The 20005-nt window shown below is 52.8% G+C and carries 20 protein-coding genes and 2 pseudogenes; 6 read left to right on the forward strand and 16 right to left on the reverse strand.

The window, feature by feature from the left end:
- The first annotated feature begins 203 nt into the window (after positions 1-203).
- A complete protein-coding gene (locus ACIQV9_RS07275; protein ID WP_403099728.1) occupies positions 204-1187 on the forward strand; it encodes a hypothetical protein in 984 nt (327 codons plus the stop codon).
- Positions 1188-1257: 70 nt separating this feature from the next.
- On the opposite strand, the gene ACIQV9_RS07280 is transcribed toward ACIQV9_RS07275, so the two are convergent.
- The 4 genes from ACIQV9_RS07280 to ACIQV9_RS07295 all read right to left on the reverse strand — a co-directional run bounded on the left by ACIQV9_RS07280 (position 1258) and on the right by ACIQV9_RS07295 (position 4159).
- Positions 1258-1869: a hypothetical protein gene (locus tag ACIQV9_RS07280; RefSeq protein ID WP_403099729.1), complete on the reverse strand. Its 612-nt coding sequence runs from the start codon at positions 1867-1869 to the stop codon at positions 1258-1260.
- Positions 1847-2641 carry a hypothetical protein gene (locus ACIQV9_RS07285; protein WP_403099731.1) on the reverse strand — a complete coding sequence of 265 codons (795 nt, stop codon included), beginning with the start codon at positions 2639-2641 and terminating at the stop codon, positions 1847-1849. The genes ACIQV9_RS07280 and ACIQV9_RS07285 overlap by 23 nt, the downstream gene beginning before the upstream one ends.
- On the reverse strand, positions 2638-3504 hold the full coding sequence (locus tag ACIQV9_RS07290; protein WP_403099733.1) for a TIGR04255 family protein: 867 nt from the start codon (positions 3502-3504) through the stop codon (positions 2638-2640). Before ACIQV9_RS07290 ends, ACIQV9_RS07285 begins: the two co-directional genes overlap by 4 nt.
- Positions 3505-3811: 307 nt before the next feature.
- Entirely contained in the window at positions 3812-4159 is a 348-nt protein-coding gene (locus ACIQV9_RS07295; protein WP_403099734.1) for a helix-turn-helix domain-containing protein, read from the reverse strand.
- A gap of 68 nt (positions 4160-4227) precedes the next feature.
- Here ACIQV9_RS07295 and ACIQV9_RS07300 point away from each other — a divergent pair, with 68 nt between their 5' ends.
- The 3 genes from ACIQV9_RS07300 to ACIQV9_RS07310 are packed head-to-tail and all read left to right on the forward strand — an operon-like array spanning position 4228 to position 6423.
- Positions 4228-4581, forward strand: a complete 354-nt coding sequence (locus tag ACIQV9_RS07300) for a DUF4031 domain-containing protein (protein ID WP_403099735.1) — start codon at positions 4228-4230, stop codon at positions 4579-4581.
- Positions 4538-5755, forward strand: coding sequence for a nucleoside triphosphate pyrophosphohydrolase family protein (locus tag ACIQV9_RS07305; protein ID WP_403099736.1), 1218 nt, complete (start codon positions 4538-4540; stop codon positions 5753-5755). The genes ACIQV9_RS07300 and ACIQV9_RS07305 overlap by 44 nt, the downstream gene beginning before the upstream one ends.
- A complete protein-coding gene (locus tag ACIQV9_RS07310; protein WP_403099737.1) occupies positions 5752-6423 on the forward strand; it encodes a uracil-DNA glycosylase in 672 nt (223 codons plus the stop codon). The genes ACIQV9_RS07305 and ACIQV9_RS07310 overlap by 4 nt, the downstream gene beginning before the upstream one ends.
- Here ACIQV9_RS07310 and ACIQV9_RS07315 read toward each other — a convergent pair.
- The 5 genes from ACIQV9_RS07315 to ACIQV9_RS07335 form a co-directional block, all read right to left on the reverse strand.
- A complete protein-coding gene (locus ACIQV9_RS07315) occupies positions 6420-7229 on the reverse strand; it encodes a hypothetical protein (RefSeq protein WP_403099739.1) in 810 nt (269 codons plus the stop codon). The genes ACIQV9_RS07310 and ACIQV9_RS07315 overlap by 4 nt on opposite strands.
- Before the next feature lie 2 nt (positions 7230-7231).
- On the reverse strand, positions 7232-7774 hold the full coding sequence (locus ACIQV9_RS07320) for a C1 family peptidase (protein WP_403099740.1): 543 nt from the start codon (positions 7772-7774) through the stop codon (positions 7232-7234).
- Between the two features lie 80 nt (positions 7775-7854).
- A complete protein-coding gene (locus tag ACIQV9_RS07325) occupies positions 7855-8871 on the reverse strand; it encodes an ImmA/IrrE family metallo-endopeptidase (protein ID WP_403099742.1) in 1017 nt (338 codons plus the stop codon).
- Between the two features lie 3 nt (positions 8872-8874).
- Positions 8875-9231, reverse strand: coding sequence for a helix-turn-helix domain-containing protein (locus ACIQV9_RS07330; protein WP_403099743.1), 357 nt, complete (start codon positions 9229-9231; stop codon positions 8875-8877).
- Positions 9228-9500: a hypothetical protein gene (locus ACIQV9_RS07335; protein ID WP_403099745.1), complete on the reverse strand. Its 273-nt coding sequence runs from the start codon at positions 9498-9500 to the stop codon at positions 9228-9230. Before ACIQV9_RS07335 ends, ACIQV9_RS07330 begins: the two co-directional genes overlap by 4 nt.
- A gap of 639 nt (positions 9501-10139) precedes the next feature.
- Between ACIQV9_RS07335 and ACIQV9_RS07340 the strand changes: the two genes are divergently transcribed.
- The gene (locus ACIQV9_RS07340; RefSeq protein WP_403099746.1) at positions 10140-11963 is read left to right on the forward strand and encodes a hypothetical protein; all 1824 of its coding nucleotides are present in this window, start codon (positions 10140-10142) and stop codon (positions 11961-11963) included.
- Here the strand turns inward: ACIQV9_RS07340 and ACIQV9_RS07345 are convergent.
- The 6 genes and pseudogenes from ACIQV9_RS07345 to ACIQV9_RS07370 form a co-directional block, all read right to left on the reverse strand.
- Positions 11941-12903, reverse strand: a complete 963-nt coding sequence (locus ACIQV9_RS07345; RefSeq protein ID WP_403099748.1) for a hypothetical protein — start codon at positions 12901-12903, stop codon at positions 11941-11943. The genes ACIQV9_RS07340 and ACIQV9_RS07345 overlap by 23 nt on opposite strands.
- 454 nt (positions 12904-13357) lie before the next feature.
- Positions 13358-13966, reverse strand: coding sequence for a hypothetical protein (locus ACIQV9_RS07350; RefSeq protein WP_403100028.1), 609 nt, complete (start codon positions 13964-13966; stop codon positions 13358-13360).
- A 42-nt stretch (positions 13967-14008) separates the two neighbouring features.
- Positions 14009-14473: pseudogene (locus ACIQV9_RS07355) on the reverse strand (TniQ family protein); the annotation flags it as partial.
- Positions 14434-15321 carry a TniB family NTP-binding protein gene (locus tag ACIQV9_RS07360; RefSeq protein ID WP_403099750.1) on the reverse strand — a complete coding sequence of 296 codons (888 nt, stop codon included), beginning with the start codon at positions 15319-15321 and terminating at the stop codon, positions 14434-14436. The gene ACIQV9_RS07360 and the pseudogene ACIQV9_RS07355, both read right to left, overlap by 40 nt.
- The gene (locus ACIQV9_RS07365; protein WP_403099752.1) at positions 15318-17240 is read right to left on the reverse strand and encodes a Mu transposase C-terminal domain-containing protein; all 1923 of its coding nucleotides are present in this window, start codon (positions 17238-17240) and stop codon (positions 15318-15320) included. Before ACIQV9_RS07365 ends, ACIQV9_RS07360 begins: the two co-directional genes overlap by 4 nt.
- Entirely contained in the window at positions 17237-17806 is a 570-nt protein-coding gene (locus ACIQV9_RS07370) for a TnsA endonuclease N-terminal domain-containing protein (RefSeq protein WP_403100020.1), read from the reverse strand. Before ACIQV9_RS07370 ends, ACIQV9_RS07365 begins: the two co-directional genes overlap by 4 nt.
- Positions 17807-18040: 234 nt before the next feature.
- Here ACIQV9_RS07370 and ACIQV9_RS07375 point away from each other — a divergent pair.
- Positions 18041-18691 (forward strand): annotated as a pseudogene (locus ACIQV9_RS07375) (ATP-binding protein); the annotation flags it as partial.
- Positions 18692-18697: 6 nt separating this feature from the next.
- Here the strand turns inward: ACIQV9_RS07375 and ACIQV9_RS07380 are convergent.
- A complete protein-coding gene (locus tag ACIQV9_RS07380) occupies positions 18698-19909 on the reverse strand; it encodes an aldose 1-epimerase family protein (protein WP_403099754.1) in 1212 nt (403 codons plus the stop codon).
- Positions 19910-20005 lie beyond the last annotated feature (96 nt).

Raw genomic sequence — 20005 nt, forward strand, 5'->3', positions numbered from 1 at the left:
AGATGACATATTGAATAAAATCTTGGCGCAGGAGCTTCCCAGCATCAGGATAGATTTTTAAATAAATGTAATTTTAGATTTATCCAATATAGACCTAACAACTTCGTTGCACTGGACGGCCTTTGCTCAGAAAGCTTAATGCGATGCAATCAGAAAGCTCTTAAATTACAATATCACCCCCTCAGCGAGTCCAGACGTTAGATATGCGAACCGACAAGTTTTTCAGCCGCAAAAACATCCATGTGCAGATCTGGGCGGGTATTGGGGGCATCATCGGAGTAGCCTTTACAACTCTCATCAATACGCTGAGCGGGCCCTCCAAAGTGGTCGTAGACACGGAGTCCACTAAAACTCAGCCGATCAGTGTAAACGTAGTCGATGGGCAAGGGGCGACAAAGCATGACATCGAGAAGCTGACCGCTGCGATCTCTGTTTTGAGCGCAACTGCGGCAAAACAGGATGAGAATTCAGAGCTGAAGGCAGTGAAAAGGGACCTGTCGAAATTGCAGGCCACCCTGGAGAGGCAGTCTAGAGGAAAAGAAAATAACGGTAGTACCCTGCAAAATACCCGGGGAAAAACGCCCGCAAACGGGTCCAGTAACAACCGACCTCAACAAGCTGAAAAATCCGCCGCCGAGTTAACTGCAGGCGATATGAACGCCGCGATAAAAAGATGGAGTGCCGACGACGAACAGTCAGACGCGATTGACGACCTTGCCGCGCCATTGGATAAAACCATCCTCGATGGTCGGTCTCAAACAGAGCTCCTGAAGCAAGCCTTGGCCCAAAATTCTGCTTTGGAAGTGTTTTCTCTTCCACCGACCGTCAAAGGTTACACCACAGAAATTCTTCGCGGTGTGAAGGGCGATTATTGCCCCCCAGAGATGCTCAAGCCGGGCGTTCCTATCACCGTGGGTTTCGAACTGCAGAATGCGTCGCTGCTAAAGACTGCTTCGCCTTTCATTATGTCCATCAATCGGGTCGATGGCGAATACTCTCAAACCCAGGTCGACACAAAGCAGACCCCTTTAACATCAGGAGCAAATAGCGTGACCTCGACAGTTCATCTATCTCCTGGTATTTACCAGGTATCCTACGGTTACTACCTTAAAAATAAGCTGAACGGTGAATTCCCGCCGTTTTACGCCAAGGTTTGCACGGTACGCATCCCGGCTAATAACATCTGATACAGCCGATAATTATGCCGCTGGTAATGTAGTTGAAACGAAAGGCGTCTGCTGCTCACATCTAGCAATGTTAAACCAGGACAGGCGTGCCAAGCGTCGGGGACATTTTACGAACAAGTTGTAGCTGCGCCCACGTGCGAACGCTTTGCAACTCTTTAGGCAACAAGCTCAACTCTCCGAAAAATTTCGAAGCCACTATGTCGGCATGCGCTGGGTTATCGCGACCTGCGGTGTCGTATACCCGAAAAGCATATTGCTGGTCATCGCGAAATTTGACTTGCCGAACATCTTTCGCCACCAGGGTAACCACACCGACCGAGAGCAGCTCCGGTTGGCGCGTCATTTTAGACTCGTCGATGACCGTGCAGAACCGCAGTACGTCCTGCAGGCTCTTCCCCGGCAAATTGATGCGCGTCGCCGATAGCCCTTGGGTAAACGCCCGGTCAAATACTTTATGGGTGATGCTGCCGTTGCGAGCCGTGTGATGAGGGTGGCTAGCACACGCAGTGATTTGCTCATCGCCTGTTACAGGATGAGGTGAATGTTCACTGACAGTGCAGCTCGGATCACAGCAGTGGTTTGGGCAAGCCAGCAGAGCCTGAAACTTTGACGCGTTGTCGCGTACGTTCACTCTCTTGCTCAACGCGTCAATGCAACTATTACAAATTTTGGTGTAGGTCATCCGTGAAATACTTCTTCAGGTACTTGGCTAAACGATCATCGAGCTTATGGGACGCACAGACACCGTCATCTATAAAATCATCGCCTTCTGAAATGAAGAACGAGTAGCTATCAGCGCCATCAAAGTCGGCAGATATGTAGTAACTTTCATCGGTCCAGATAACTGCTACAGAACCATCTCCGCCCATTGCAAGGCTAGGAACTTGAATTAATTCTTGTCGAGCTGCGGCTAGGAATTTACGAACTTCCGATGCGGCGGCCGGCGATGCGGGAAGTCCATCAGCCCCATCCCACCCCCGCTCTTCCTGCTCAAATACTCTAATGCGATCATTCGCATACTCGTAATCGGGTAGCGACTGTTCTACGGGGCGCTCGAAGATAAACTGCGTATGTCCGTCTTTATCCATCGAGGCGATGATAAGGTGCATTTCCCGCAAATCTTGGATATGCCGAGTAATCTGCAGTTCCATTCTATGTTCTCGAGGCAACCGGCCGTCCCACCAATTGCCGAGAAGGGACCGCCTGAGCGCCTCAAAAAAAGACTGCTGGGGAATAGCTGCGTATGAATCGCGAGCATGCTGCCACTGAAGACCTGCCTGGAAGCCCGCCTGGAAGCCTGCATGAATGCCAGCACGGAAGCCTGCGTGAACGATCTCAGACAGATAATCGGTCTCTGCCATATGAGAGTGTTTGATCGAGGGCGTCGAAACTTTTCGACTGTCTCTGAAAAAACCAGGCTCAGGTCTCATGACGGTACTTTGGGTAGCACTCATGTAGTTACCCCCTCATTAAGCAAACCTAATGCGAGACTTATCTCTGGATTCAGAACGGTAGCCAGTAATCGTTTGTTGATCGAATGAAGTGTCTCAAATCGATCAAAAATAGATTCAAGAGTTTGGGACTCAGGGGTCTCCATATCAAAATCATACTGATGCATCGTTCGTACACGAAGTTGCCGTCGATTTTCTTCCTGGACTTGAGAGACATTCAGGTTGACGAGCAGGTAACGCCCATCCAGATCACCTTGTGGCTCATAATAGCCTTCATCAATATGCCATAGGCCGTCGGCCGCAAACACTCGAGGAGGCAATGAATCGCAATCTTCGTTTAACAGATCGACCAAGCTACCGGTGAATTCATCCAAACCAAAAAAATTTGAAACCCTGAATTCTATGGAACCGATCTGAATATCCTTCAATACCGCTTCATAAAATACTGTGTATAGCTTTAACGCTAACGCACGGGTTTTTTCCCAACCGTCATACTTATGATAAACAGAAAAGTAAAAACCATCAGTGTTGACCATGACTTCCGCGTACTTTTCATCAAAGGGCGCAGTCTTGTCTTCATTATCATCAAATAAAACGGCATACAGCTCGGAGTCGTCTGAGCTCGACAATCCCGACATGGTTCCCAAACTCGCATGAGCTTGTGAGGTGCTGATTTCAAATTTTCGCGGCAGTGCGTCCGCGATCTGTTCGCCAGCCGCGGCAAGCTTCGCCATCGTGGCGCCATCCAACGGCACCTTCCAATCGAAGCCCAGCATCAAACGCTCCACCTCATGGGTCAGACCGTGAGGGAGATTTCTGCTTACAGCATTCGAATTGGTTTGTAGCATGGGCGTAATGTGGTCCATGGTCTCGTGAATCCATTCACATAACCCCGTCATCAGACAGGGTGCTTCATGACCAGCTATCAGCTGGGCCTGGCTGTAGGACGTCAAGGGATGAAGTTGGTTCTCTTCTACGCACAGTGTAGACAGTAGACCTTCCCTTCCTGAGACCCAGCCAGCGGGCGAATTAGACATAGTTTAATGGCAAAATGCCATGAATCAATACTAAATTAGATCTAGAGTACGGTTAACCCTACTTAAGTGTCTACACAGCGTCTGTAAATTAGTTAAGTGTCAGACTGATATCATTGAAATTTATAGTTATTTCTCTTCACTTTCGGCTTCTGTGAATGGCCATTTTGACCTGCGACTCGTACGCCTCTCTCATGCTATCCAGAATGCCGCACAGAAGCCTCTCGCACTGCGGCCATTCTTCGATCATGGAGCGCATTTTCTCCGCCGCCCCGCTCCCCTGCCCTTGAGGCACGGGCTCCACTTCAGAAACGTGCAAAAACTTGCAGATTTTTTGCACATTACGACTGACCAGGGCGTTCTCTCCACGCTCAATTCGCGAGATCTGTGAATGATCGACGCCCGTCGCTTTGGCTAGACTTTTAAGGGTCATACCTCGAGCTAGACGAGCTTCTTTTATAGAACAACCCAGTGATTTGAGATTCATTTTAAGATTGCAAATTTGCTAGTTGTGTGCAAAATACTTGCACATTCTCTACGATTAAGCGAGCGCCCATGGCTGTTTATGTCGATGATGAAGGTATCCGCTGGCGGGGTCGCGAGTGGTGCCATCTGGTGGCCGACTCTTTGGACGAACTGCATTCATTTGCAGCCAAGCTGGGGTTGCGGCGCAGCTGGTTTCAGTCGAAGACGCGGTATCCCCATTACGACGTGACAACATCCGTACGTACGCGCGCGATCGCGCTGGGGGCGCACAACGCTGACAGGGATACAATCGTCAGTTGCGCGCGGCAAATGCGCTCCGAGATGATCGAACTCCATCTCGCAGCGACAGCTCGAGCCGAAACCAACGTAGGGAATCTCCATGCCCAAACCCATGCCCCAGCCCAACTCGCTCTCTATTCCTGAATACAGGCTCAAAGCTTGTGGGACCAACCGTTTCGAAACCGACGAGCAGGGGTTTCTCAAGCTCAAATTCGGCTATTTCGGCGAAGTGGGTGGACTGCTTTCAGCTGTTAAGAAAGTCGGCCGCGATAATCTCGTGGCGACGGTAAGCGAGCTCGCTGCGGAAGAATTGGGCGACGCGCTCTGGTACCTCATCAACATTGCGGCAGCGTTGCAGGTCGATGCCAACGAAATCGGCATAGGCTGCATTTTGAGCCTTCGCTCACGGTATGGGGAAAACGAGCTTGAACCGATCATCCCGGTATCCTTCCGCCACATCGACAGCCTAATGGAGGTTCGTCGTAGTCCTGGCTCAATCGATCGATCACAACAACTGGGGACTTTGGCCAATCGCGCAGGTGTGTTAGCCGAGATGGCTTACAGCGCTTACATACAGATGGCACCTCAGAAACGAGCTGAGCATCTGGGAATGCACCTGGCTGAACTTGCGATCGCGTGCGCCAGCTTCAATCTCAAGCTTGAAGACATCGCGCGAGCGAACCTGGAAAAGATCCTCAGTCGCTGGCCCGGCGAAGAAGAACGCGTGTATCCAGCGGCCTTCGATGCTGCTTCACCAGAGCACGAGCGCTTTCCTACAGAATTACGAATGACGTTCGAGGAACGGGGTACACCCGAAACGGGATATGTCGTGCAAAGCCTGCACGGCGTATTCATCGGCGACAGACTGACAGACAACAGCAATGAGCCGGACGATTATCGATTCCACGACGTTTTTCACCTGGCCTACGTCGCGCACCTCGGATGGTCGCCAGTCTTGCGTGCCTTGCTCAAGCGCAAGCGAAAGTCCGATGCCCGCAAAGACGAGAATGAAGACGGTGCTCGAGCGATGATCATCGAGGAAGGCATCGCGACCTGGATCTTCAACCACGCTAAGGGTTACAACTTTTACGACGGCGCCAAAGCCGGCGCCTTGGACTATGGCGTTTTGAAGCAGATCAAAAGCATGGTCGAGGGCTACGAGGTCGAAAAGTGCAAGCTCTGGCGGTGGGAACAGGCGATACTGGACGGCTTTGACGTCTTCCGCGCGCTGCAAAAAGAGCGCGGAGGAATCGTTGTCGTCGACGTGCTTAACCATTCAATGCACTTCGAAAAATTACCGAAGACCCAGCCATCATGACACCTACCACCTTCGTCAACGCCCTATCCGAATTGAAACTGGATAACGTGTTCAATCCTTACGCGGATACTTGCCCTGTGCACGATCGATCCGACGCCGCAGCCGCTCGGCGACGTAATCTGCGGGGGTACCTCAAAGCTGCGACTGAGATTGGCGTGGACACCATCTGGATGGGCCGGGATCTGGGCTATCGGGGCGGTCGCCGTACGGGACTTGCCTTGACGGACGAATACCATCTACCCGAGATGACACAACGCTATCCAGGCGCAAACTTCAAACAAGCGACACTGGGCCCAGCGCTCGCCGAGCGCACGGCCTCGGAGATCTGGTCGGTTTTGAGAGCCGTCCAGTTGCCTCCCCTGCTTTGGAACGTTTTCCCGTTCCATCCGCACGAACCGGACAATCCGTTTACCAATCGCAAATTCACCGCTCGAGAGCTACGACAAGTGGATGAGCTTAATGGGATGCTTATCCAATGGCTCAAAGTTCGACGAGTCGTCGCTATTGGTCAGGATGCGTTCAACTATGCCAGCCGATTCGGCGTGGAAGTGGTCGCGATCCGTCATCCCAGTTACGGCGGCATTAGGGACTTTCGCAATGGAATGAGTGCTCTCTACGACATTCCGGTCGAGACACTCAATCCCAAGCGCCAAGCCTCACTGTTTTAGACCGGACCGGGAAAGCCTTTGAGCATTTCCTTGGCCGCCTTCGACCCTCCGAGAGTCCCCACGTCCAGGTAAGCGTGAGTGGCAATACAGGTCAGCACGCCGCAGTCAAAGCCGGATTCCGCCCCCACGAATTTGTGCAGGTTGCTCAGCCCGATCAAATTGCCAAGCGCTCGCTGTCCATACCAATGCGACCGGTAGATCGCCGTAAGATCCAGCTTGTCACCAGTGAGCTTGAAACTGACGTGGCTTAAGCACGGCATGTTGATGGACCGATTACGATCAGCGGCGGGGTCGTAAAGGGGCAATTCACAACCAAACCCGTCTACGCCTTCCTCGAGGTCATATTCAACGTCAACCAATCCCATCTCATAGCCTGCCTGGATACGACGCCCATGCTTCGAGGCTTGAAGCTTGCGGACGATGACCTCAAGCGGATTGAAGGTTTTTTTATTGTCACGGGTCACCCTGCGCATCATCCGCATGGCGTAGGTCCCCCATGTACCCTTCTTCATCCCGTGAGCCATGGCGCTCATATAGGAATCGTAAAAGTCCGGACGCTTGTCCTTGCGGTACAGATCATTGGGGAAGATCGTTCCGGCGACGGTTTGGACGCTTAGCTGAGGCCAGCGCTTTCGGAGCGCCTCATCGACAGTTTTGATTACCTGACGATCCTCAGCCGTGACATCCCCAGGAGAGGCGATTTCCAGCACCAGATTTCGATCGGTTTGCCCGCTACGACCAATCAGGTGACGGGATGCCTGAACCCAGGCTGGGACAACTCGTTCACTTTGAATCAGAACTGCCATGTTCAAACTCCAAAAGCGCAGGCCGCATGCGCGTTGATATAAGCGGCAGGAATCCAGGCGTGACCATCTTGCCCCCAACTGGCGCCCCAGCTATTTCTGATGTAGAACCAAGGGTCCCCTTGGCTGTCATGACCTAACCCTACCACTACAACTGCGTGGATCATTGGGGCTGGCAGTACTGCAGCGCTGAAAGGGATGAGCCCACCTACAGGCGAATAGAACTCGCGAGTCAATCGCAAAGCCACGCCCGTTGGAACGCCGGCATCTATGTTACTGATCAACTGCGACACATCCGCTTTAAAAAAAGTAACGGGTTGGCCGTGCAGCTTCAGCGAGGTCGGAAGGGCAGTAAAAGGAATGGTGGGCTCATGGCTCTGGTACGGAAAAACGCCCTCCAGAGGATGGCCAAGCTTGGAAGCGTCGATCGCTGCCGAAGCTTGCAAACCTTGGCCAGGCTGCCATCCCGGAATTCTATGAATCGTTGCCTGATAAAAATATTCAGGCCCCAAGTCACCCGCCGCATGCTGCCGATTGAGATCGGTCACGGCGAATGCCAAACAGGTGGGGCGGTTGCCCTGGTTTCTTGCTTTGACTGGGCTGCTGTCTACAAGTCGCTGAATCGTTATCACGACGCGGTAACCTCCCGCATCAGGGCAAGCTTCGCCTCTCTGGTCAACCCTTCCTGAATCTCTTCGAAGTGAGCACGGGAGTGGAAAGAGGCATCACCCTCCTGTTTGCCAACCCACGGCCTGATTTCGGACAACTGCACCGGCTGCGGACTGCCGCCCTCCTTGTCGCCGTTGGAGAGCACATAGTCCATTGTCGTGTCTGCACCGAACGAAATAGTGCTCAGATCCGACGTCGTCGCCGCAAGTGGTGCTAGCGAAAAACCTTCAGCAGCCACCTCTTCTCTGGAATCCGCGAGCCACAGATAGCCGGCGGAAGCGTGGCTTTTCAAGCGCACCACCAGATGGTCATTGGCACGAGGCTCTAGGACTGAGGACTGGTCAGACTCGTCCAGCAACCAAACCTCTTTCGTAGCATCGGGCAATCGGTCCCTGAGTAGCGCTTTCTTGATGGCTGCTGGCTGAGTTTTGCGCAGCTCCTGCACATCGTTGTAGGTGATCAGGGTATGACGCAGCAGCGACCAGGCCGTGGCGCTGTAGCTGATCCCCAGTCGCAAGGACAACTGATAGATAATTAACGGATTGGTCAGCGAAGCGCGATTCCAACCTTTGCGTTTGCAAATAATGGTGAGCAAGGGACGAGGAACCAACAGGTTGTAGCCGAACGTTTCGGCCTCTTGCTCCTTAACTTCGGCGTTCGCAGGGTAGTCCAGGGTTTCGTCTACTGCGCTATCGTGCCCCATGAAATAATGCCCCAGCTCATGGGCACAGGTCATATGGATGAGCCCAGCGGACCGGGCGCTATTCACCAGAATTCCGGACCGCTGATCGCGAACAAAAGCACCATAGAGCTGGTCCAGTGGTTTGAGCAGAACCGAAATATCTTCCAGGGCAGCGATTTTGAACGGATCCACCCGTGTATAGCCATCTTGCTCGATTCGTTCCATAGCGCGCGACGATTCGAGGACATCGAGGGCAACTTTGGCGGTCTTGAGCGCTATGTTCCAATCGACCATTGGCTATTGTTCTCCTTTACGCGACGACTGCTTGAGAAACTCGGCAAATCGCGCCACTTCTTCCAAGTCTTTACCCGACAAACCCTTAAGTGATCGGGCGAGAAACGCTAACTGCTTGGGTCCTTCCGGCGCAGGCTCGATGCCGGTAAGCAGGTACTCCAACGTTCGGCGATAAAGCTTAGCTAGCTGACCTAGCTCCAGTGCCTCCACCTTGCGAGCCCCAAGCTCCATGTTGGTGACCGAGGGGCGCGGCAAGCCAAGAACGATTGCAACTTCATCCTGGGAAAGGCCCACATACTCGCGCGCCTGTCTCAAACGGTCACCGATTCCATTGCGCTCGCTTTGCCGTGGATCAGTCATTTTTTGCCCCCCTGCACATGCTTTAGGACCTTGCTGGTGATCTCAGTGACAAATTGCTCTTTGGAGCTGTATCCACCGTGGCGGATGATCAAATCCACCGGTAGCTTGCGGTTGACTAACTTGTCGATCCCCTTAAAGGCCTCCACAGCCGATATAGAATCAAGCGGTGCGCCTAATTCATCGATCGACAACGGGTCGTTTATGATGTCCACGGCACGCTGATCCCAGAAATTGCTAAGCAAGGTTTCGATATCGGATTTAAGTCCCACCGTAAATTCCTCGTAAGAAAATCATACCATAGCCGTACCGAAACCTTACGTCAAAGCAGTATTCATTCTCGTGTCAAAATTGGATACCGCTCATCTAAGACCGCTGACTGCGCTCACTCCTACCAAAAAATGTAGATGCAGCATTCTTGAGATAGTGACGTCTCACCAGAATTTTGGGGCAGGCAGAAGCTCTGATGTGACGGGATGGAATACCGAGTCGGTCGCATCATTCACACCAAGTCGTCGACGTCGTGAGCGATGCTGCGATAGCGACCAAGCCTTTCCGGATCAAAAACAGAATGGAAGGTGCCACTCGTAGATCGTGCGATGAAAAAGTGCCCGCCCGCGTTTCGTGTTTTAGCATCGCTCGCGTGATTCACTCGCTCGCGGAGACTTAACGCACCGCTCATCCAGGATGAAGAACCTGAAAAGCTATCAAACTGCCAGCACACCGTCTAGTGTGCTTTCGCACGGTTGCGTACCACTCCTCCTGATACGCCGCCGCACGGAAAAAGCTCAGCTGCGACCTGGACCCTGCCAGTATGCTGAAGTTTTTTTGTACTCCATCGCGATCGCTGATTCGATCATGGCTGGGTGTTAAAGCCGGGTATATCTAGCTACAAGGGAAGAGTTGGGCAATTGATTAAAGACATAAATTCACTTGGGCAATCACCTATTCAGCTGCTTCCGCCAAGCCAATCCGTAGCTCGAGTCACGCTCAAAGGAAAACTCCAGGAGGAGGACGGGACGTGGATCGTCTGGTGGTACGGCGCGCTCTCGAAAAACGGGGACGAAGGAACAATACCGCTCAACTCCGTACTTTTTCGAAGGCTGCTGCCGAATGGCATGCTGGGTAACCTCAAGCGATTCCCCGCAGCTATGACCCATTTGGGAAGTTTGAGATTCGGCAGTGCCTGGACTAAGGGAAACCTAGTTGGCCATATGGAACTGTCTTATCTCCCCGAACAGAAAGTATCCTTCAACGAAGGTGACTGGCGCCTGGTTTCTGCCCGAGACGCAGGATTGGTTCGCCCTCTACATCTTCATCATTCCGACAATTACACCATGCTGATCGAGCTAATGAGCGACGATGGCATGAAGATTCTCGTCCCCTGCGCGGAATTTTTCGTGCGCGCGTACGGCAGGAGCACTGAAACAGTTCGTACACTTTTACGCTTCCCATGGAAGGAAGCACAAAATAGGTTCTATTTTGATGCCGAACCTGACGCAAACAAATGGGTAAAGCTAAACCACCGGGTCAAATCCAGCGAAGCTGTGTTCTTACATCACGCACTTTACGATGACTACACCAAAGACATTTGCGAGCGGTTTTACGCGACCCTTGAGGCATGCTTCGACAAGCAAAAAATGAAGCAAGGCTCTCTCCCCCGCCTCGATACCGGGCCCTGGTTCAGAGGCGCGGCACTGATTGAGGGAAAAGGTATCTGGTTGGAGGAAGGCAAAGCCTTTCTGATGCTTGATATCAAAGGGATGAGTGAACCCGTTGGAGACATGATCGTCATACAACGACAAGGGACGGACGCCACCGGTGGCGAGCAAGGTGAGCGCGTCTATACCCTGTCCCCTAGAGATATTCCAATTGACCAAGTATTGGATATCACCGACTCCGAGCCTCCTGATTCAGACTCACCGAGAGTTTTTTATGATCCTCCCTTTAAACGACTGGGGGAAAAGCGTCCGCGCTTAACCAAGCGCAGAAAAGCACCTGGAAAACTCGGTGTTGCCTTACAAGGTGATGACGATGCTCAAAAGGTTTCAACCGGTGATGCCCACGGCGGGGACAAGGGAACCCATAAGGGCGAAGGCAATGCACCCGAACACTTTCTTGAGGGTGCGCTTGCGAAAATGTGGAAGACCTGCAGCGATCTAAAGACTGAATATGAAGCAATCACGAAAATCGAATGGTTCACCTTTGATGATGAGTTCGTGGAGGGGGGAACTCCAGGTCTTGAACCGATTAGACCGCACGCATCAAAAGAGCCAATCGCTGCCGATGCGAAAGTATGGACATATTTAAGCGCGAAGACTCGAAATGTACGTGGCGTCTTGATCATCCGGGTCACGTGCGGTTCACGCAAGTTTTACATATTTGAAATTCAAAGAAAAAGGCATTTTTCAGTATCTGGAAAGAAATCGACATCGTTTAAAGAAGAAAAGTATCGAGGCCTGATGGTGGAGCTACCCAGTGACAGCATCGCGGCCAAAACTGAAATAAAACTAATTCTACAAAAACTATGTGCCTGCCGCGGGCGCATTCCTAAGGACAATATGTCCGTATTCGGCCCTATGTCCAAATACAGCCATACAAGATTTAGCCATGATGAAAACCACGGCGACATCGTGTATGAAAACGTCCTAGTGACAAAATTCAGTCAGTTGGGTACGCATCTGCAGAGGAAGGAAAAGACGACAGCAGGCCTTACTCCATCTGAAAGCCGGTAGTAGGTGATGGAATCCAGAATTCCGTTTCACCCACGGTCACCAGTAAACCATCGCCGTCGCTCACAGTGGTCGCGTCAGATTTTTTGAGCCTCGAAACCCCGTGAAAATAGCTAAGCGCCGCGGGCAGCCATTGCTCCATGACGTCGGTGCCTGTCAGGGCCTGTTGTGTGAGAGCAAGCAAACCATGCCCCTGCTTCTTTCGCGCTAGCTTTTTTGTTTCGCCAGGGTCGGGAAACTCAATCGACAGGTTCAGCGTTTTGTTCAGGTAATTGACGAATGCCACGAGCGAGGCAGCAGTGCCCGGAGTGTCGATCAACAAATCCCGCAGGGTTTTGGATGACAGTCCTGATTTAGATGCCTCACCCAGTGCAAGCAGGTTCGCAGCACTACGAAGTGAAGTCCTAATCGTTGCTAATGAAGTTTTGCGCACCGCGGCACGCGCAGTGAGAACGTCATGATATCCCTTCAGTAATGCGCTCGATGAACCTGACCGAGCAGACGCTAAGATCACCTCTATGCGCCGGAGCTCAGTCTCGCTCTGTTTAAGCTCCTCATCGATCACCAGATTCCTGCAGGCGATCATCCACTGGACGGGATACCTCGCCAGGCGTAGCCAATCTGCGCCAAACGCCTTCAACAGCTGATCATAAGACGGCAAGGAACTCCAATGCTGAGCCATCTCGACGAAAAAGAGCATGTGCTTATTGATTAAAAGCGCACCCTTTTTGGCTTCGATCTGATCGATGAACCATAGCCCATAAGCCTTAAACTCTTCCCTAAAGGTCTGACTGCTGAAGCCTTCACTGTTGATTTCCAGCCGTTTGTGAAAGGTTTTTCTCCAGTAGCAATCCGTGCACTCACGCCCTAATCCGGCGGGCATGCTTTTGCTGCAAACCTCGCACGCAACCTCACCTAATTCTGCGCAGAGTTTGCATTGCATGGCACCACTAGCTGACTCCACTAGAACGCGATAGCGCCTGCAGCACGGACACGTCGCAGATGAGACGTTGCTGCATCCGGTGCAGCAACGTCGGACCTGACCATCGATTGTTTTGTTGGCCAACCGAATGCTGAACTTATTACAAATTCCGCAGTGCCCCGACGCCTCGACATAATTTGCACAGGAATTACACACAGGTCCCTGCGCAGTCACCTTGCCCACCGGACGGCCTACTCTTCTGCAGCGAATACACGGGCGACCGTTGAGGCACTTGGTGCAGATCGCTAATGGGTCCTTGATAAAAAAGCGAACTTGATTGCCGCACCCATGGCAAACGCGCTTTTTAAACTTTTCCAAATAGCACCGTTCGCAGTAGCGCAGCCCTTTATAGGTCCTTTTGGCTTTGGCCATGGGCTTGCCGCAACCATCACAGTTACTCGGGTGAACCGCTGAGTTATCCATCACGCAAAGCCTTTCTTTTTAATCGAGCCCACATCCTCATAACCACCGCGCGCGGAGTGGCCCGTTTCAGCACAGGCGCATGCGACTTGTTATACGGGCGCGCTAGCGGCAGCTCACCAAGGACTCGCCTCAGCATCACTGGGGATTCGCCGGCGGGAAGAGAAACGGAAGTACGGGTCATCGAGCTTTCCATAATTGCTTCGTACAGCTGGTCTTGCCCGGTCGCCATGATCTTCCAAACCGCACTCAGGAAAGGTACTCGCTCAGTCACTGGCAGCATTTCAATGGCTAATCCGGAGCTAGGAGAACTCAGCTTTCCGATACTGAAAATCTCCCGAAACCTGGTGAAGGCTTTCGTATCATGAACGGCTGATTCTCGAAGCAAACCCCACACGAAACGCGAATGGTAGAACCATTGTTGCGAATCACCAAACCCTCCCTCAGTGACACGCTGATCACCATTTAAATAACGATCCCCGTCCATTTGAAAGGCCAATGCTGCCGGGTCCAAACACAGCCCATCACGCCCCGCCAACCGATGACCACAGCGATAGCATTTTGAGCAATCAGCTACTTCATAGTTGAGGCGATGTGGCTGCAAGGGAGCACCACAGTGGAGACAGCTGTCTATCAACCTGGTCATATGCTGCTCACAACAGGTATGCCACGCCAAGCGCCAAGACAACCGGTAATACGGCACTCCCTCCTCTAGGCAGAGGGGGCAGCACTGAAGACCTCCAGCATGACGTCGGTTGCGCCCACCAATCACCATTATCCATGGCCACGTTGCCGTCTTAGCGTCGATCCAGGGCGAAATGGACTGAGCAATAGGCCGCAGCGTGCACGATGAAATATCACTAACCGCAATGCCCACGGCCTTCGAGAGAAGCTGCGATTGATCTGCCGCGAGTCCCCTGTCGAGGTCGACCGTCCAACACCTCCACGACGGCCAAAGGTGCCCGGTCAAAACCAGAGGCGAGCACCCATGAGCAAACGCATTGCGAACAAGCCATGAGGTCAACAGCTCATCTTCTAGCAGATTCTGAGCAAGAGGCCACCGCGGGTTCTTTACATCAACTCGCGGATGCCACGTGTAGGCTGCAGCCATGATTTTCGATTAATCATTTCCACGTCGATCTTTTCCTTGCCGGAATTGATTGCTTCCGTAGCGCATTCAATGAGCAGCCGGTGAAGGTTGCCCGTATTTCCTTCGGAGATTGCATGCAGCGTCTTAGCGATCTCTGGGCGGAAAAGCTCAGAAGCTTGTCTCAGCGGCAGTACTGATTCGAAACCTTTTAAGAACCGCTGAAAATCGACCCCGAGCCTCCATGGATGTAGCGACAGGACATCGAAACGACTGGCGTGCTGAGGGTCAGTATGTAGCACACGCACCGCATCGGAGGTCCCGACTCCAACCACCGGGATTTTCAACTCATTACACAACATCTTTATCGTGTTCATCATCTCGCGCTGTTTGATCGCAGAGCCGCTTAACAGCGAATGCAATTCATCGATAATCAAGATCTTCACATTGCATTTACGCAGCAGGTGAATAACCTGATAGCGCAGCTTGATTACGGAGTCGGTCACTCGGTAAGGCGTCCAAAACTCTTCGAGTATTGATGCGTAGAGCGCTTTCTCATCTGACGTGGGCGGGGACTCGACGATGATGACAGGCTTCACAGGTTCTGCGTTTTCGTTCACATAGCCCTTACCGTGCAATTCCTTGAAACGGTCAAGGATGGTCGTCTTGCCATTGTTTGAATCGCCGACGATCAGCAGGTTCGGCATGCGTGCACGAGTAGGCAGCTCCATCATGTGCCTTAGCAACTCGATGAGCTTCTGCGCCGCCGGGTAGCCGATCCAGCGTGGCTCATTTAGGAAGTGGATGCGCTCCTTGTCGGAAAGGCTTAACACAGCTTGAAAGTCGGGGTGGATGTGCGCGTACTCACTCATGAAATATCTCCAAAGTCATCCAGATCTCCGGAGATCAGGTCGCTGAACTCGATAGGATGAGGAGTTTCTGTTTGGACCGGCTTAGGAGTTGGATTCGCAGGCGTCGAGCCCTTGGAGTGAACCCGTTGGCGCTGCGCCTGGCGTCGAGCTTTCTTGGTTGTCGACTCTGAACGATTGACGAGCTCGCGATTTTCCAAGATGTACCTTTTGATGAGAGCCTCGTTCACATTTGCATGACCTTCATCGACGGCCTTTTTCTTAGCCGCCTGAAACTCCCATACGCTTGTGGCGGGGAACGCCTGGTTGGCCACAGGAATTTTGTAATACTGCTTGAGTAAGGGGTCGAAGAACCAAAGCATGCTGATGTCACGCGGATCCCGACGAAAAATGAAAGTGCGCGTCTTCCCGGTTTTTTCGTCCTTGGCATTGATCCAGGGTCGTAAAGCTTCAGAGTAATAGAAGACGTCCAACTGCACACCGTAGTGCTGGATCGTACGTTCAAATGAAGGCAGAAAATCTCGCTGGATCGTGTGAGCATCAGTCGGTCTTGGCGGCACCCCGACAAGGGGGTCGAGATCAGCATTACCGAAGATTCCGAGGTGCCATTTTCTGCTGGGACTCATGTAGATTCCGGAGTGGTACGACTCGTTGTAAATCAGGACTTCCCTGACCAGCCACTTCTCAAACTCGCTGAAAGTCAGTGCTGCGTTTGCATCAGAATCGTAGCCGTCCCGATCGTCCTTGTTACTGTAAGTCTTGCCGGGCAGGTCTTTCAGAGTCTGCGCAAATGTACCCATCAAGCGCTCAATGTGGCCGCCGAACTTAGGACGTTTTACCGGCCGAAAACGGTTTTCGATGCCGTAATTGGAACACGACCTTTTCAGATCCCCTGACTGAAAGTCGGGCCCATTATCCGAGTGCAAAATCTTAGGGATTCCCCACACCGGCCATTCGCCTTCGATGCCATGCGCTATCAACCACTCTTCCTTAGGGAGAATGGAATGAGCTACGCACATCGCAACGGAAATGCCAGCAGGCGCATCAAGTGCTAAGTAGTAGCCAGTAATCATGCGGGTATGGACGTCGATCGAGAACGTTACCCAGACCCTGCCAATCGATTTTCTGTGTACATCATCGACCAGGAGAACGTCCAAAGGCGTATGGTCGATCTGTACTACAGCTAGAGGATAAGATGCTCCGGGGAATGAGCCTGGCGATGGCGAATACTTGTTCCTTGCCTTCTCGGCAAAACCTCGACCGCGGAGGAACTCCCGATCAGGTACGCCCTTGATTCTTTCTCTGATGGTTGAAACGCCCGGGGCAGTAACATTTTCCGCCTCACAGGCTTCCTTGATGCGCTTGATAGTGGCCTGGATCGTAGGCCGGTGCTTCTTCAGGTAGAAGTCTTTGATTACTCGCTCGATGATCTGACCTGCCTCAGGTGAAATCCGAGCGCTCCCCTCCTGCCAGCCTCGCTTGCGTGGGACTAGCGATAGAAGTTCTCCCCACTCTTTGTAGAGCTTGATCCAACGGTAAATCGTAGAAACGTCGACTCCCGTAGCGACGCTTCTCGCCTGTACCTCACGCCGGCCAACGATGACGTTCCCCAAGAGAGGCTCTATCGTCGCAAATCGCTCACGGGCAGAGGCCCAATCCTTCACACCGATAGAAGCGACATCGTAGTTTACGTACAGCCCGTCTACCTTCTGCCGCTTCAACGGATTTAATGCGCCGATAGGCAGTGCTGCAGCCTTACCGGACTCGACTTCAATTCCAACGACGGTTTTGAAATCTAGAATTTGTGCGATTCGGTACACATAGTCACCGTGACCGACCATCGCTCCGATCTCAATCGCCATCTGAATCCTGTTTGGTTCAAACGGGATTAGATCTTCATCAAGCGGTGTGTTTTTGCTCATCGATTTGGCACCCAAACTTCCAAAAATTCATTGAGAGGAAGTCGGATGTCGCACTCCAGTCGACGCGTGGCGATGAGGTGCCAAAGGTGGCTGATGCCTTGGCCGCGGTAGTGCGAGCAGGAGTGCGTTGCCAAGAGATAGTGCACAGGAGCAATGCCCATATCGCGTACGGAATCGATGATCCAAGCGCTATCTTCTGGAGCAAAATTCATCCGCGCGTAACGCTCGATAAACTGAATGTTGAAGAAGGCTGTGTCGCGAATTCTCGTTTCATCATGGATATGAAATACCCAACCCTGATCTCTCGCATAACGCCAGGCGGCTTTCCATTTTGAAAGCCACTCTCTCCAATTTTCCTGCCAAGCCTCCTGAGGCTTCACTTCCACGAGCATGGGCTTTGGATAGTTCTCGTAATGTCGTTTGCCGAGCCGGTAATAAACCAGAAAATCGGGGGTGTAGTTGTATGACCGACCATTCTTCTGAAATGGGATCAGCACTGGTTGGTGAATGATCTCCAAGACTTCACCTGAGAATTCAGTCCGAAATAGGAAGTCTCGTTCAAGCATGGATTCGTAAGGAATCCCACCTTCTCCTCTAAAGGGGAATACACCGGAGACGCTGCGCTTGGTGGGCTTGATTGAGCGCACAGGACGCGGTTTAGTTTCGTCGCAGCTATTTCTAACCATTCGTAGGTCCGTCGCAGCTATTGTCGATAATTGACGCGGCTATTGCCGAATCAGCATATCTGAATCCGAGGCCTGTAGCACGGGGCCGTCGCATCAATTTCAACGTCCTACAGCGGTTCGAAGCCGCAACCCGGCGAAATCACCCTCGCCCATCATGGCGTTCTATTCCTCGATGAACTCCCGGAATTCGATCGCAAGGTGTTGGAGGTTTTAAGGGAGCCGCTGGAGTCCGGCCACATCGTGATTTCCCGCGCCAAGGACCGCGTGAGGTTTCCGGCGCGCTTTCAGTTGGTTGCCGCGATGAACCCGTGTCCCTGTGGATATCTTGGCGAACCCAGCGGCAAATGCAGTTGTACACCGGACATGGTCCAGCGTTACCGCAACAAATTGTCGGGCCCTCTGCTGGATCGGATCGACCTGCACCTGACCGTAGCGCGGGAAGCCACGGCATTGAATCCTGCGCTCAAACCGGGTGATGACACTGCCACTGCTGCGGAACTGGTCGCCGACGCCAGGGAGCGTCAACACAAACGCCAAGGCTGTGCCAACGCATTCCTTGATTTGCCGGGACTGCGTCGACACTGCAAGTTATCCAAAACCGACGAAGCGTGGCTGGAAACTGCTTGCGAGCGTTTGACCTTGTCACTCCGGTCGGCCCATCGACTGCTCAAGGTCGCACGCACATTGGCAGACCTTGAACAGGTCGATGGCATCACCCGCGAACATCTGGCGGAGGCATTGCAGTATCGGCCAAGCACAAACTGACAAGAATCATTCTTTAGTGAGATCAACCAACGGCGTTTGTCGCACCTCAGTCGCCCGCCCACCCTGAATCTCATTCACCCGCTGCATCGCTTTATCCACAGCCCCTTTATCCGCCAGCAAACTGTAATGAATCTGAAACTGCTTCTGCTCTTTAACCCCAATCATCGGCACCAAACCAATCGGCCGCTGATACCGACGGTTGTAGGAAAAACTCGTCCCAGGCTCCAACCCGGTCACATACCCCTGCCCCTGCGTATCAGTGTTCTTCCACAACGAAAACACCGGCAACTGCTGAGTATTAAAACCAACCGACACCCCAATGCTCCCGGCCTTGTTATGCAGCACGGTCAACGTATCGCCCTTGGCATCGCCATAAGGCACGACGTTGTAAACCGTCTCGTCATAGTCCTTGGTCGGCGCGCGATAGGTCTGCCAATCCGGCAAATCCCCTTTGGCCTTTTCGTTGAACGGCGACACCTGTTTAACCGGCGCCGCAAAACGCGCGCCCTGTTCCAGGAATGGCGTGCTGAAGTTGCTGTGGTACAGCGCCTGATATTCCTTCGGATAGTCGCCGTTGTTGGTCAACGTGTCGTTCAGGGCAAACGCTACGCTGCCGGGCTCAGTGACCAATTCGGTCACCACCGAGAAATCGACTTTCTTGAACGCCTGCTCTTTCAGCTGGCCGCGCAGGCTGATGGCGTAAGGCGGTTTTTCGTCGATGTGCAGGGTGACTTTGCTGGCCGGGATGTTGGCGGCACGTCCATGCAGGGTCAGCAGTTCACCGTTGTCCATACCGGGATGGCCGACCCATTCGTAGCCGCAGCGGGCGACCAACTCGTTGAAGCCTTCGAGCCAGCCCAGTCCACCTCGACCGTTGAGTTCGATGAAGGACGGATTGACCACGTCCTTGACCGGCGAATCCCAGCCCATGCGCACATCGCCTACCGACGCTTGCAGGATGTTCATGCCGCGAGTCGGCACCACCGAAAGTTTCAGCGTGCCGTTATCGATGTCGACGATGCTGACGCCCTCCTGCCGACCGCCGTGCAAGGTGCGCAGGGTTACGGAAAAAGGTTTGTCGGTTTTGACACCGAGTTGCTCGCTGGTGATCTGCCAGTTCTGGGCAGCCTTGTCGCTGTCGAGCAGGACGTAGTCCCAAGCCATGGCGTGGGAGGCGGACAGCGCGCCAAAGGCAACGACGAATTTGAGCGGAGTCATGGGGAAGCCTTTCTTGGAGTTGTGCATTTTTATAGCGCTGATGAAACGATTCAGCAAGCTTAAAAAGCGTACACCCGAGCCTTCCCAAGCCAATTT

It is taken from the genome of Pseudomonas sp. NPDC099000 (genome assembly GCF_044759925.1).
Lineage (GTDB): Bacteria > Pseudomonadota > Gammaproteobacteria > Pseudomonadales > Pseudomonadaceae > Aquipseudomonas.